This window comes from Rhizobium freirei PRF 81 (genome assembly GCF_000359745.1).
Classification (GTDB): domain Bacteria; phylum Pseudomonadota; class Alphaproteobacteria; order Rhizobiales; family Rhizobiaceae; genus Rhizobium; species Rhizobium freirei.
Genome location: NZ_AQHN01000010.1, coordinates 47,014 through 60,498 on the forward strand (window position 1 = coordinate 47,014; position 13,485 = coordinate 60,498).

A 13,485-nucleotide genomic window follows, 5' to 3' on the forward strand; every position below is an offset into this window, starting at 1 on the left:
TCGCCGACATCGTCCTTCGCTACCGGCAAGAGCGATCCTAGCAAATTTTGCCGCAATTGTCGCCTTTTCCCTTGACACTTGGGTTCACCTTTTCCACATCGCGGTATCATGAGAGCTTCCGACGCAAATATCCTCATCATCCCCGGCTATACGAATTCCGGCCCCGACCACTGGCAAACGCGCTGGGAGCAGAAGCTCTCGACGGCGCGGCGCGTGGAGCAGGCCGAATGGTCCAAGCCCGTGCGCGATGATTGGGTTGCCCGCATTGCCGAAGAGGTGAACGCTTCGGACAAGCCCGTCGTGCTCGTGGCGCACTCGCTCGGCGTCCCCTCGGTGATCCATGCGATCCCGCATTTTCGCAACAAGGTCGCAGGCGCTTTCTTCGTGGCACCGCCCGATGTCGCCAACCCCGGCATCCGGCCCAAGCATCTGATGACGTTCGGCCCCTATCCCCGCGATCCGCTGCCGTTTCCGTCGATGACGATTGCAAGCCGCAACGACCCCTTCGGCACCTATGAGCATGCCGACGACATCGCGAGCAGCTGGGGCTCTCTGCTGATCGACGCCGGAGAATCCGGCCATATCAACAGCGAATCCGGGCACGGCCCCTGGCCGGAAGGCACGATGGTATTCGCCAAGTTCCTGAGCCAGTTGAAGCCGTGATTGCCGGGAAACAGGTGTATAATGGATACGGCCGGCCTCACTAGCCTGTGAAGTACCGGCCACCTTCATTCCATCGTCGGATAAAAGCCTGTAAAACAGGCCCAGACAGGATCCTGATTCCTAGCATTGGCGCCCCGCCAAAGCTGGAATTCCAAGGAAGGAGGCGCAGGCGGATTGTGAATTCGCTTCTTATCCGTTATGGGGACGCCCACATACGATCCACTTGCGCTTTCCCAGGAGCGCCAAAGACAGAGAACAATACCAATGAACCGTCGCCGCCGTATCTACGAAGGCAAGGCCAAGATCCTTTACGAAGGGCCTGAGCCGGGCACGCTGATCCAGTTCTTCAAGGACGACGCCACCGCCTTCAACAAGAAGAAGCATGAAGTCATCGATGGCAAGGGTGTTCTGAACAATCGCATCTGCGAGTATATCTTCAGCCATCTGAACAAGATCGGCATTCCCACCCATTTCATCCGCCGCCTCAACATGCGCGAGCAGCTGATCAAGGAAGTGGAGATGATTCCGCTCGAGATCGTCGTGCGCAACGTTGCCGCCGGCTCGCTCTCCAAGCGCCTCGGCATCGAGGAAGGCGTGGTGCTGCCGCGTTCGATCATCGAATTCTACTACAAGTCCGACGCGCTCGAAGACCCGATGGTTTCCGAAGAGCACATCACCGCCTTCGGCTGGGCCAATCCGGCCGAACTTGATGACATCATGGCGCTCGCCATCCGCGTCAACGACTTCATGACCGGCCTGTTCCTTGGCGTCGGCATCCAGCTCGTCGATTTCAAGATCGAATGCGGACGCCTGTTCGAAGGCGACATGATGCGCATCATCCTCGCCGACGAAATCTCGCCGGACAGCTGCCGTCTCTGGGACATCGAAACCCACGAGAAGATGGACAAGGATCGATTCCGCCGTGACATGGGCGGTCTGCTCGAAGCCTATTCCGAAGTGGCGCGCCGCCTCGGCATCATCAATGAAAACGAACCCGTGCGCGGCACGGGGCCGGTTCTCGTCAAGTAAGTTCAGGAAGGACAATCGTGATCAAGGCTCGTGTAACCGTCACGCTGAAGAACGGCGTTCTCGATCCGCAGGGCAAGGCAATCGAAGGTGCGCTCGGCGCACTCGGCTTTGACGGCGTTCATCAGGTCCGCCAGGGCAAGGTCTTCGATCTCGAGCTGGAAGGCACCGACAAGGCCAAGGCCGAAGCCGATCTGAAGGCCATGTGCGAAAAGCTCCTCGCCAACACGGTGATCGAGAACTTCGCCATTTCGATCGACTGATTGTCCTCTTTCGCGAGCCATTCTTCCTTTGCTTGAGGCAATGGAGTATGGCTCACGAAGCACTTCCAGCGATCATCCCTAGCCTTTTGCGGGAACAGCACCATGAAATCAGCAGTCGTCCAACTCCCCGGCCTCAATCGCGATCGCGACATGATCGCGGCACTGACCAAGATTTCCGGCCATGCGCCGGTGACCGTCTGGCAGACAGAGACCGAGATCCCGGATGTCGACCTGATCGTCATTCCCGGCGGTTTCTCCTATGGCGACTATCTGCGCTGCGGCGCGATCGCCGCCCGCATGCCGATCATGCAGGCAATCAAGGACAAGGCCGACAAGGGCGTCAAGGTTCTCGGCGTCTGCAACGGTTTCCAGATCCTGCTGGAAGCAGGCATGCTGCCCGGCGCGCTGATGCGCAATGCCTCGCTGAAATTCGTCTGCCGTGAAGTGAAGCTCGAAGTCGTGAATGCTGAGACGGAATTCACCAGCGCCTATGCCAAGGGCCAGGTCATCCGCAGCCCCGTCGCACATCACGACGGCAACTATTTTGCCGATTCCGAGACGCTGAAGGCGATCGAAGGCAACGGCGAGGTGGTCTTCCGCTATGCCGAAGGCACCAATCCCAACGGCTCGGTCAACGACATCGCCGGCGTCATCAATGCCAAGGGCAATGTGCTTGGCATGATGCCGCACCCGGAAAATCTGATCGAGGCGGCGCATGGCGGCAATGACGGCCGCGGCCTCTTCGCCTCCGCCCTCGGCGTTATCGCCGCTTGATAGATCGCCAAGGCCTGGCGCCGACATCATAAAATCGACGTCTTTGCGCAAAACAGCAGGGCGTCGAAAAATAATCAGTTCGGCATATCTGCAAGCCAGATCTAACCGCTTCATTGGAAATGAGATTAATGCGCCCTCGCCTCCCGACAGGACTTCATTCCGCCGCTGCCATCGCAATGCTTGGGCTTCTGGTCACCTCTTGCGGCGGTCCGCGCCCTCCGAGCATCAGCGCTACCGATCACAGCGCCTTGTCGACGATGGAACGCGTGATGCTCAATGCCAGCGCCTGCTGGTTCAAGTCGTCCGACCCGGCTTTCGCGGGCTATCAGCTTTCTCCGGAGCTCAATTCCTTTACCGGTCGCCCGCGCATTCTCGTGGTCGACAAGAAGCATCCGACCGGCCGGCCGTCGCTCGTTGTCCAGGCGGAAGGCAGTCCGGCCCAATTGCAGGCCTTCGGTCCGATGATGAACGGCGCCTCCGGCGGCCGTATCACGGGCGATGTCAATCGTTGGGCTGCGGGTTCGAAGAACTGCAGTTAAGGCCGATGGCCTGAACCCAGCCGCTTTTTGCAAGACCGAGCCGACGCATGACGTGCCCTCAGTCACAGGGATCATTGTCATGGATAGATTTGTCATTCTCTCAGGCTGCTCGGGCGGCGGTAAATCGACCTTGCTCGAAGCGCTCCGGCTTCGCGGACACCATGTCGTCGAAGAACCGGGTCGACGCATCGTTGCGCAAGAACTGGATACCGGCGGCTCGGCGCTGCCCTGGGCGGATCTGACCGCCTTCATACGCCGGGCGATCGACATGTCGCTCTCCGACCGCGAAGCAGCGGCGGCGCTTTCGGGGATCGTCTTTTTCGACAGGGGGTTGATAGACGCAGCGTCAGCGCTTCAGCACATGACTGGCGAACGCGCATTGACGTCGTACGGTCAACAGCATCGCTACAACAGCCATGTCTTTCTCACACCTCCCTGGCCGGAAATATATGTCGGGGACCATGAGCGGAGACATGATTTGTCGGAGGCGATCGCCGAATACGAACGGCTGATCGTCGATTATCCCGCGCTCGGCTATGAGGTTCACATTCTGCCCAAGGTCGGAGTCGAGGCCCGCGCCGATTTCGTAGTCTCGACGCTGGGCTTGCCTTGATCGCCGCACAGCCGCTGTAAGGGCAGGAGCGCAGCGTCGCCGTTCAGTCCCAGAAAAACGACTTCTTGGCTTCGGCATTCGCTTCGCGACGTGTGAGGCCGATATCGCGCAATTGTTCGTCCGTAAGTTCTCGCAGGACCCAGCGGCTCTCGCGCTTCTCCATCCAGCGAAGAATGGGCAGCCATAGACGACGCATAGGATGCGACTTTGGCTGCGTCGCCCTGCTCTCCGGGCGCGCCACGCGGGCATCAACCGCTTCAGACGCGCGCATTGCATCAATTGTACTCATTTTCATATCCGTTTTGTCGTGACAATCCAGGCGCACCGAGCCAAACGATGCAATTGACTCATAGTATTGACTCCAACACGGAGACAATCTAGGAAATTGTCATTATGACAAATTGGCTCCCTGACATTTCCAGTGGCAACGGACCGGTCTATATCCGCGTTGCCGACAGCATCGAAAACGCGATCACGCATGGCGTCCTGCCGCCCGGCACGAAGCTGCCGCCGCAACGCAATCTCGCCTATGATATTGGCGTGACCATCGGCACGGTGAGCCGCGCCTATGCTCTGGTGCACGAGCGCGGTCTCGTCGCCGGCGAAGTCGGTCGCGGCACCTATGTGCTGGAGCGTTCGAATGGGAAGCAGATCGAGCAGGTGGATCCGATCACGCAGGCGCTCGCCGGCACGCGCGGCCTGAATACGCCGGATGCGAAAATACGTTTCGATACGACAGCCGCCCCCGATATCGGCCAGGGAGAAATTATCGGAAAGCTCTTTGCTGACATCAGCATCGATCACCGGTCAGAAATCTCGTCATACTCGCGGAATTTCCCGGTAAGCTGGTTCGAGGCGGGGCAGATCTGGCTCGCCCGCAATGGCTGGAAGCCGGCAATCGAGACGGTCGTACCGACGCTGGGCGCCCACGCCGGCGCGATCGCCGTCATTTCGGCCGTAACGTCTCCAGGTGACAAGATCGTCTTCGAAAATCTGACCTACACCCAGATCAGCCGTGCAACCCGCCTCCTTGGGCGCCGCTCGATCCTGGTCGACTCCGACGAACACGGCATGATTCCGGACGATTTCGAGCGCCTGTGCCAGCAGCAGCACCCTCGCCTCGCTTTCCTGATGCCGACGGCGCATAATCCCACTCTGGTGACAATGCCGGAGGCGCGGCGCCGCGCCATCGCCGCCATCGCACGTCGTCACAGCGTCTGGCTGATCGAGGACGATCTCTATGGCGGCATGACGGGCGACCAGAACCCGCTGATGGCCGCCATCGCGCCGGAACGGACTTTCGTGGTCAGCAGCCTGGCGAAGGCGGTCACGGCCGGCGTGCGCGGCGGCTGGGTCGCCTGCCCGCCGCATTTCGCGCAGCGCATCAAGGTCACGCACAAGATGACCACCGGCGGCCTGCCGTTCATTTTGGCAGAAACCTGCGCGCGACTCGTGCTGGAAGGCCATGCGCTGGACCTGCGCCGCAAGTCGATCGAGGAAATCAGGGCGCGAGAACAGATCGCTCAGCAGGCGCTATCGGGATTCGAGTTCAATTCGCATCCGCACCTGCCGTTCCTCTGGCTGAAGCTGCCGGAGCCTTGGCTGTCCGGCACCTTCAAGAATGCGGCCATCGCCGACGGCGTACTCGTTGACGATGAGGACGAGTTCAAGGCCGCGCGCATGGAAAAGGTCTATCACCGCGTTCGCGTCGCCTTCTCCTCGCCCCGACGGCGCGAGGACGTCGAAGCCGGCTTCATGACCCTGCGCCGACTACTGGAAAACGGCTCGTCAGGCTACGATAGTCACATTTAAGCAAGACTCTTAGTTTATCGACAGCGATCTTGCGAAATTCCGGCCCTGCCGTCTCGACACCTAGCCCCCCACCATTCTATGGATATTTAGGGATTCGCCCGCCATTCAGGGGGAGTGCATGGCTATCGACAGTGTTTCAGCATGCGTTTCGCGTAAGAGTTTAGTAGCGAGTTTTCTAGCAATCAGCTCCATATTTGCTGCGGAGGCATCCGCCGCAACCGCCGCCGATCAGGTAGCGGTCGCCTCCGGCCCGAAAGTCTTTGACGAACTGCGTTTCGGAGCAAGCGCCTCCATCCAGGGTGGCCGTGACCACGAAAAGGGCGTGTTCCCTGATGTCCAGGTGCTCTTCAATCCGTTCGGCTACAATCCGACCGACAACTGGAAAGATCAGCTGACGCATCCACGTATCCATTTGGGAACGTCGATCGGCACCGCAGGCTCCGCCACGCAGGTTTATGGCGGTCTCTCCTGGACGCTGACGAACAGCAACGGCATTTTCACGGAACTCGGCTTCGGCGGAACAGTCCATACCGGCAATCTCGACGATTGGCAGGACCACGGCCCGATGCTCGGCTGTCGGCTGCTCTTCCACGAATATGCAGGCCTCGGATATAATTTCGACAATCACTGGAACATGATGGCGCAGGTTGCCCATTCGTCGCACGCCAATCTTTGCGACGGCCCGAATGGCGGCATGACGCGCGTAGGCCTCATGGTCGGCTACAAGTTCTGACGAGCGGAGAGCGGCCGCCAATGGCCGCGTCTTCCCCGGCATCCATGATGACGCTCACAAGGCCTCGTCTGCGCGCGGGAGCTTGCGGGTAGAGGTATCGGAGAACCGCGCCTCCATCGGCGAAAGGCCCTGCGGATTAGGCTCTGTCAGACAGCCGTAGAGCTCCGGGCGGCGGCCGCGAATCCAGCGCTGCCCCGTGCATTTGTCCAGCAGACCAAGATCGATCTCAGTAGTCACCATTGCGTCGGCCGCCTGCCAGGTCTCGACCAGAATGCGGCCATAGGGATCTAGGATCATGGCATTGCCTGTGCGCACCTCATCCTCGTCCTGACCGACGCCATTGCTGAAGACCAGAAACATCCCATTGTCATGCGCGCGAGACGGCAGCCAGCGCATAAACCACTCCCGACCGTTGGGACCGCGAATTTCGGCTTCGATCGCTTCCGGGTCTTCGTGACGGCGGGTCCATTTTTCGACCGGAATTCGCTTCATTCCATGCGGACTGACGGAATAGCCGCCGCCCGCCTGATGAGGCGCGATCAGCATTTCCGCACCAAGCAGGGCGTTTGCTCGCGCGTTTTCGACGAGATTATTGTCCCAGCAAATCAGAATGCCGGCGCGGACGCCCCAAGGCGTATCGAAAACCGTGTAACTATTGCCGCTGGAAATGAGGCGATGCTCCCAGGCATGCAGCTTGCGATGGCAATGAATTTGCCCGTCCGGCATGCAGACGGCGTAGCTGTTGTACAAGGATTGATCCTCGTCCAGCTCCAGGAATCCCGCGCCGATCGCAATTCCCTTCTCGCGCGCCAAGGCAGCGACATGGGAAATCGATGGGCCGGAAAGCGGTTCGGCGAGCGCATATAGGCCATCCCGATCCAGTTTGGGGACATGCCAATATCCGGTGATGCACATCTCGGGGAAGGCGACGAATTGGCTGCCCTCGAGAATGGCCTCATGGGTGAAATGCGCGACCCGCGAGAGATTGTAGGCTTTGTCGCTGGCCTTGTGCTGAAACTGTACGGAAGAAACTTTGAATGTCATGACCGATGCCTCCGATGACCTGTGGCGATTGAGTGCGTGGCATGATTTGACTGCGCCGGTTCCCTTTTGTAAAATGAAACTTTGGATTAAAAATATTCGGAAGTCGAATGGAACTTAAGCTGCTACGATCGTTCGTCGAGCTTGCCGATGCGGGTCACTATGGCAGGACAGCGGCAAAGCTGTTCATTACGCAATCGACGCTAACCAAGCAGATACAGGCATTGGAAGAGAACGTCGGAGGAGCGCTGTTCGAGCGCGGGCGGCATGGCGCGTTACTGACGCCGTTGGGCATGCTGCTGAAGCGGGAAGCACGGGCGCTCCTGCGCCTCAGCGAGGATGTCGACGTCAAGATGCGTCGCGCCAATGCCGGGCTGACCGGGCAACTGGATATCGGATTTGGCATTTCGACACTTATCATCGCGCCTGAACTCATCGCCGGATTTCGCGCGGTGACGCCGGACAGCCAGATTACGCTCAATGACTTGCCGTCGCGAGAACAGCACCAGCGCCTGCTGAGCGGCCGTCTCGACGTCGGCTTTTGCCGTGCGCCGGAGGAAAGCGAGGACTTGTCTTTCATGCCGCTCGTCGAGGAGCAACTGGCATTGGTGCTTCCCCGCGCGGTGGAATTTCCTGTTCCGGATCGAATGTCGACGTTGAACCACCTCGGCTTCGTGGCGCTTTCGCCGTCCAGTGGGCCGGGATTGGATGACCAGGTCAACCGTTGGTGTGCGGCGAACGGCTTCAAGCCGCGTATCGTTCAACATGCCGAAGATATTCTGACCGTACATGCCGTAGTGGCCGCCGGGCTGGGAGCGGCATTTTTACCCTGGCACGGCGTCAATGCTCTGGCCGGCCGCACCCATCAGCAGCCTCTTTCCGGCATGGAATCCACCTGGCCTGTCGGGCTTTGCTGGCACAGGAAGCAAGCAACGCCTCTCTTGGGCCGATTTATCGATTATGTATCGAAACATCGGTGATTTTCCTGTCGCACGACAGGGAGACTTGCGCTAAAGAGACCCCGATCCCCGACCGGCCTTCAAACCCTTTACAGGCAAGGACACCCGAGCGCCCATGACCATTTCCAATTCGATCCAGATCACCCCCGAACTGATTGCCGCCCACGGCCTGAAGCCGGATGAATATCAGCGCATTCTGGATCTGATCGGTCGCGAGCCGTCTTTCACCGAGCTCGGCATCTTCTCGGCCATGTGGAACGAGCACTGCTCGTACAAGTCTTCCAAGAAGTGGCTCCGCACGCTGCCGACCAAAGGCCCCCGCGTCATCCAGGGCCCGGGCGAGAACGCCGGCGTCGTCGACATCGATGATGGCGATTGCGTCGTCTTCAAGATGGAAAGCCACAACCACCCCTCCTACATCGAGCCCTATCAGGGCGCTGCCACAGGCGTCGGCGGCATTCTGCGCGACGTCTTCACCATGGGCGCCCGCCCGGTCGCGGCCATGAATGCGCTGCGCTTCGGCGAGCCGGATCATCCGAAGACCCGCCATCTTGTCTCCGGCGTCGTTGCCGGCGTCGGCGGTTACGGCAACTCCTTCGGCGTTCCGACGGTCGGCGGCGAAGTCGAGTTCGATGCGCGCTATAACGGCAATATCCTGGTCAACGCCTTTGCGGCCGGACTTGCCAAGTCCAACGCGATCTTCCTGTCGGAAGCCAAGGGCGTCGGCCTGCCGGTCGTCTATCTCGGCGCCAAGACCGGCCGTGACGGCGTCGGCGGCGCAACGATGGCTTCGGCCGAATTCGACGAATCGATCGAGGAAAAGCGCCCGACCGTTCAGGTCGGAGACCCCTTCACCGAAAAGTGCCTGCTGGAAGCCTGCCTCGAACTGATGCAGACGGGCGCCGTCATCGCCATCCAGGACATGGGCGCCGCCGGCCTCACCTGCTCCGCCGTCGAAATGGGCGCCAAGGGCGATCTCGGCATCGAGCTCGATCTCGACAAGGTGCCGGTGCGCGAAGAACACATGACGGCTTACGAAATGATGCTGTCGGAAAGCCAGGAGCGCATGCTCATGGTGCTGCAGCCTGAGAAGGAAGCCATCGCCAAGGCGATCTTCGTCAAGTGGGGCCTGGATTTCGCCATCGTCGGCAAGACGACCGACGATCTGCGCTTCCGCGTCATCCATCAGGGCGAAGAAGTCGCCAACCTGCCGATCAAGGATCTGGGCGATCAGGCTCCAGAATATGACCGCCCGTGGCGGGAATCCGACAAGCGCGCCGCCCTGCCCGCCAGTCTCGTGGCAGCGCCGGAAGACTACGGCCAGGCTCTGCTGACGCTGATCGGCTCCGCCAATCAGTCCAGCCGCCGCTGGGTCTACGAACAATATGACACGCTGATCCAGGGTAATTCGCTGCAGCTTCCCGGCGGTGACGCCGGCGTCGTGCGCGTCGAGGGCCATCCGACCAAGGCGCTGGCCTTCTCGTCGGACGTCACCCCGCGTTATGTCGAAGCCGATCCGTTCGAAGGCGGCAAGCAGGCAGTCGCCGAGTGCTGGCGCAACATCACGGCGACGGGCGCCGAGCCGCTGGCCGCCACCGACAATCTGAACTTCGGCAATCCGGAAAAGCCCGAGATCATGGGCCAGTTCGTCGGCGCGGTCAAAGGCATCGGCGAAGCCTGCCGCGCGCTCGATTTCCCGATCGTCTCGGGCAACGTCTCGCTGTACAACGAAACCAATGGCATCGCGATCCTGCCGACCCCCACCATCGCCGGCGTCGGTCTGCTGCCGGACTGGAAGACGATGGCTCGCATCGGCTCTGCTTCCGAAGGCGACCATGTCGTGATGATCGGCGTCGACGGCAGCCATCTCGGCTCCTCGATCTATCTTCGCGACATCCTCGGCTCGACCGATGGCCCCGCTCCGGAGGTCGATCTCTTCGCCGAGCGCCGCAACGGCGATTTCGTTCGCTCCGCCATTCGTCATGGCCAGGTCACGGCCTGCCACGACATCTCGTCAGGCGGTCTGGCGCTTGCCCTTGCCGAAATGGCGATGGCATCTCGCAAGGGCCTGCGCATCGATCTCAGCGAAGGCCGGACGCAGCCACATGCAGCACTTTTCGGTGAGGATCAGGCTCGCTACGTCATTACGGTTCCGGCCGACGTCGCCGATTTCGTCTGCATCAATGCCGAAAGCGCCGGTGTGCCCTTCCGCCGCCTCGGCACGGTCGGAGGCGATGCGCTCGCCATCGACGGCCTGTTAACGCTTCCGGTTGAACAGTTGCGCGAAGCGCATGAATCGTGGTTTCCTGCCTTCATGGATGGCAGCGCTCTCGCTGCCGCTGAATAGATCGAGGTACCACTCATGCCCATGAACCCCGGCGATATCGAAGACATGATCAAGGCCGGCATTCCCGGTGCCAAGGTGACGATTCGCGACCTGGCCGGGGATGGCGATCACTATGCCGCAGAAGTTGTCGCGGAAGCCTTCCGCGGCAAGAGCCGCGTGCAGCAGCACCAGATGGTCTATGATGCCCTGAAGGGCAATATGGGCGGCGTGTTGCACGCCCTTGCGCTGCAGACCTCAGCGCCCGATTGAGAGCGCCTGCGCCTCTTCGCCGGAGTTGAATGTCAGCTCCGGCAGCTTCTTCGATGAGAACTCCGCGAAATGCGCTGCTGGCAGCGGCCCAGCCGTCAGCAGCGTGAAGTCAAAGGAAGCTCTAATATCCGGGCCGAGCACATATTGCCGGTGAACCCGCAGGAAATCGCGCTTGATCTTGGCATAATGCTGCGACGTCAGCATGTGCTTGAAGCGCACGAACAGGATCGAAGCCTGCGCGGCATCCGAATGCCCGCAAATGGCGGCAACCTTCGCCTTATAGAAATGGATCGCATCGGTCAGACAGTGAACGTCGAGCCAGACGATCTCCTTGCAGCGCGCGATCAGCCCGACACGCGAGCGCAGCGCCGATGCCGGGCGCATCAAGGCGCATTGCAGGATGGCGCTGCCGAGCGTCGTGAACACCACGCGCTTGCCCTGCAGCAAATCCGGCTCGCGCTCGAGCAGCAGGCCGATGACATGGGTCGCGACGGACGAGCCCATACTATGCGAGGAAATGACGAATTCATCGATGTCGGGCTCTTCCAAGGCCTGGCGCACGCTGATTGCGCTCGCCTCCAGCCATTGTTCGGCGCCGAGTCCGTTCAGGTCCGCCATCGCCACAGCCATCTCCCAGTCGGAAAAGAGATGCAGAGTATGCAGCTTCTCGGCCTGCGGCAGAAAGACATAGACGAAAAAGGCGACTGCCAGCGCGATGCTGCCGATGTAGCTCCAGGCCGGCAGCCCAAGCAGGAATGGCGCAAGGGCGATCGAGAGGCTGATCAACAGCCCGGCCAGCATCAGCAGAAACGGAAAGATGAAAAACAGGCCGAAACGCCATGCATGGCGAAAATAGCCGACCATACCGCCGGTCAAAACAACCTTTGCGGCGGCCAGATAGCCCCGCAGCAGCCGCGCGAAGAACGGCTTGCCGTTCAACGCAGCGACCAGATCATTATGATCGACGATATGAATGCGGCTTTGCGTATTCCATTCCGCCGCCGCCGCGTTGACGTCGAAATACGGCGCCCGGCCGAAATTCTTCAATTCGCCGACCGAGGCGGAAAAATCCCACACGGCCGCACTCTGCCGTGCCGAGCGCTCGTAGCGGGCGCGATGGGCGGCAGCATCCAGCGGCTCGAATCCAGGGAAGTGGAGAACCACCCTCTTCTTGATATTATGCATATTGTCGTCGGTTCCCGGGGGCGCGTCAGTACATCGATCAATACCGAAAATCGCCAACACCATGGGCTGCTGGCTTTTTCATGGCAAGCCGCCGTAAAGCATCCAAAAACAAAAAGATAGGATAGAACTCTCGCGGGGTTACCGATCGGCACTTGAAAATGCGTGGCTTACGGCGCCCGGCCTTGCCATCACACCGGTCGACGACAAGGTTCGAGTGTAAGGCCTCAGCATTCCCGGCGCGGATATGGGGAAACCTCCGCACAAGGGTCCGTCGGCGGCGCGGTCATGATCTTCTCGACGATTGCAGGCGCAGCCGGCGGCGAAGGCGTGGCGATCGAGGCTCGATAGCCGAAGGCGATGCTGAGAATGAGCACGATCGCACTCACCGTCACCGTGCTGCTCAGGACTGAAGCTCTCGGCGTACGGACGTGCTCGTAATATTCCCGCTCGCCCTCGCTCGTATCCTCGGAGCTGTAAAAGTCTCGCTCCTCACCAACCTGCCCTTCGGAATAATGATGGTGGCTCATGGTGTCCGCTCCCTAGAAAATACCAGTGCTATGCTCGCAAGGGACCAATACGTGCCAAGTCGCATCAATCGACCCAATCTAACAAACAAACCGGCCGTATGTAAATTACATAGCAGCCTAATATTATTCGACCCTTGTCTTTTGCTCATATGCGTTGTTCAGCAATCCAGTTGAAGGGGCATTTCAAAAACGCACTGTTCAAGAAAAGTCGCTAATGACCGAATTTTGTCATCATCCTCAATGACAGGTCTTGGAATCATTCATGCGATGAAAAAGACGATGCCTATGTTTTGCGGCTGGAAATCGCGCCAGTCACTTGCTATTTAAGGAACGGATTTAACGCTGCGGACCTTGACTCTGCATGTGAAAGGAACTGGACAATGAGCGGCATTCAGGAATTCATCGCCAACGAGGTAAAGAACAACGACGTCGTTCTTTTCATGAAGGGCACGCCCCAGTTCCCGCAGTGCGGCTTCTCTGGCCAGGTGGTTCAGATCCTCGACTATATCGGCGTCGACTATAAGGGCATCAATGTCCTGGCAGACGCCGAGATCCGTCAGGGCATCAAGGACTACTCCAACTGGCCGACCATCCCGCAGCTTTACATCAAGGGCGAATTCATCGGCGGTTGCGATATCGTGCGCGAAATGTTCCAGGCGGGCGAATTGCAGCAGCACTTCCAGGAAAACGGCATCAGCGTTCGCGGCGCCGCCTGACCGGTCACCGGGCTTTTCGTCCGGTTTCCATAGTCCAA

At 59.8% G+C, this 13,485-nt stretch carries 16 protein-coding genes; 12 read left to right on the plus strand and 4 right to left on the minus strand.

The features are described from left to right. Positions 1-108: 108 nt before the first annotated feature. The 6 genes from RHSP_RS03160 (at position 109) to RHSP_RS03185 (ending at position 3,878) form a co-directional block, all read left to right on the plus strand. Positions 109-663 (plus strand): RBBP9/YdeN family alpha/beta hydrolase, encoded by a 555-nt coding sequence (locus tag RHSP_RS03160; protein WP_037149365.1) that lies wholly within the window; start codon positions 109-111, stop codon positions 661-663. A gap of 264 nt (positions 664-927) precedes the next feature. After that, positions 928-1,692, plus strand: a complete 765-nt coding sequence (gene purC / locus RHSP_RS03165) for a phosphoribosylaminoimidazolesuccinocarboxamide synthase (RefSeq protein WP_004108877.1) — start codon at positions 928-930, stop codon at positions 1,690-1,692. 17 nt (positions 1,693-1,709) lie between these two features. After that, positions 1,710-1,952, plus strand: a complete 243-nt coding sequence (gene purS, locus RHSP_RS03170; RefSeq protein WP_004108879.1) for a phosphoribosylformylglycinamidine synthase subunit PurS — start codon at positions 1,710-1,712, stop codon at positions 1,950-1,952. Positions 1,953-2,054: 102 nt separating this feature from the next. Continuing rightward, positions 2,055-2,726 (plus strand): phosphoribosylformylglycinamidine synthase subunit PurQ, encoded by a 672-nt coding sequence (gene purQ, locus RHSP_RS03175; protein WP_004108882.1) that lies wholly within the window; start codon positions 2,055-2,057, stop codon positions 2,724-2,726. A 128-nt stretch (positions 2,727-2,854) separates the two neighbouring features. Then, the gene (locus RHSP_RS03180) at positions 2,855-3,265 is read left to right on the plus strand and encodes a hypothetical protein (protein WP_037149369.1); all 411 of its coding nucleotides are present in this window, start codon (positions 2,855-2,857) and stop codon (positions 3,263-3,265) included. Between the two features lie 79 nt (positions 3,266-3,344). Further along, positions 3,345-3,878, plus strand: coding sequence for an AAA family ATPase (locus RHSP_RS03185; protein WP_004108886.1), 534 nt, complete (start codon positions 3,345-3,347; stop codon positions 3,876-3,878). A gap of 43 nt (positions 3,879-3,921) precedes the next feature. Here the strand turns inward: RHSP_RS03185 and RHSP_RS03190 are convergent, their stop codons facing one another. Beyond that, entirely contained in the window at positions 3,922-4,167 is a 246-nt protein-coding gene (locus RHSP_RS03190; RefSeq protein WP_004108889.1) for a DUF1127 domain-containing protein, read from the minus strand. Positions 4,168-4,271: 104 nt separating this feature from the next. Between RHSP_RS03190 and RHSP_RS03195 the strand changes: the two genes are divergently transcribed. Together RHSP_RS03195 and RHSP_RS03200 are read left to right on the plus strand one after the other, a co-directional pair. After that, positions 4,272-5,690, plus strand: a complete 1,419-nt coding sequence (locus RHSP_RS03195) for an aminotransferase-like domain-containing protein (protein ID WP_004108892.1) — start codon at positions 4,272-4,274, stop codon at positions 5,688-5,690. A 118-nt stretch (positions 5,691-5,808) separates the two neighbouring features. Then, complete coding sequence (locus RHSP_RS03200; RefSeq protein ID WP_004108897.1) at positions 5,809-6,423, plus strand: acyloxyacyl hydrolase; 615 nt, start codon at positions 5,809-5,811, stop codon at positions 6,421-6,423. A gap of 54 nt (positions 6,424-6,477) precedes the next feature. Here the strand turns inward: RHSP_RS03200 and RHSP_RS03205 are convergent, their stop codons facing one another. After that, positions 6,478-7,467, minus strand: coding sequence for a nitrilase family protein (locus RHSP_RS03205; protein WP_004108899.1), 990 nt, complete (start codon positions 7,465-7,467; stop codon positions 6,478-6,480). A 107-nt stretch (positions 7,468-7,574) separates the two neighbouring features. Between RHSP_RS03205 and RHSP_RS03210 the strand changes: the two genes are divergently transcribed. From RHSP_RS03210 to RHSP_RS03220, 3 genes are all read left to right on the plus strand, one after another. Beyond that, a complete protein-coding gene (locus RHSP_RS03210; protein ID WP_004108902.1) occupies positions 7,575-8,444 on the plus strand; it encodes a LysR family transcriptional regulator in 870 nt (289 codons plus the stop codon). Between the two features lie 94 nt (positions 8,445-8,538). Further along, a complete protein-coding gene (purL, locus tag RHSP_RS03215) occupies positions 8,539-10,770 on the plus strand; it encodes a phosphoribosylformylglycinamidine synthase subunit PurL (RefSeq protein WP_004108905.1) in 2,232 nt (743 codons plus the stop codon). Between the two features lie 15 nt (positions 10,771-10,785). Then, entirely contained in the window at positions 10,786-11,019 is a 234-nt protein-coding gene (locus RHSP_RS03220; protein ID WP_004108912.1) for a BolA family protein, read from the plus strand. On the opposite strand, the gene RHSP_RS03225 is transcribed toward RHSP_RS03220, so the two are convergent. Beyond that, positions 11,005-12,204, minus strand: coding sequence for a hypothetical protein (locus tag RHSP_RS03225; protein WP_004108914.1), 1,200 nt, complete (start codon positions 12,202-12,204; stop codon positions 11,005-11,007). The genes RHSP_RS03220 and RHSP_RS03225 overlap by 15 nt on opposite strands. A 224-nt stretch (positions 12,205-12,428) precedes the next feature. Next, positions 12,429-12,731, minus strand: coding sequence for a hypothetical protein (locus RHSP_RS03230; RefSeq protein WP_004108926.1), 303 nt, complete (start codon positions 12,729-12,731; stop codon positions 12,429-12,431). Between the two features lie 380 nt (positions 12,732-13,111). Here RHSP_RS03230 and grxD point away from each other — a divergent pair, with 380 nt between their 5' ends. Next, on the plus strand, positions 13,112-13,447 hold the full coding sequence (gene grxD / locus RHSP_RS03235) for a Grx4 family monothiol glutaredoxin (RefSeq protein ID WP_004108929.1): 336 nt from the start codon (positions 13,112-13,114) through the stop codon (positions 13,445-13,447). Positions 13,448-13,485 lie beyond the last annotated feature (38 nt).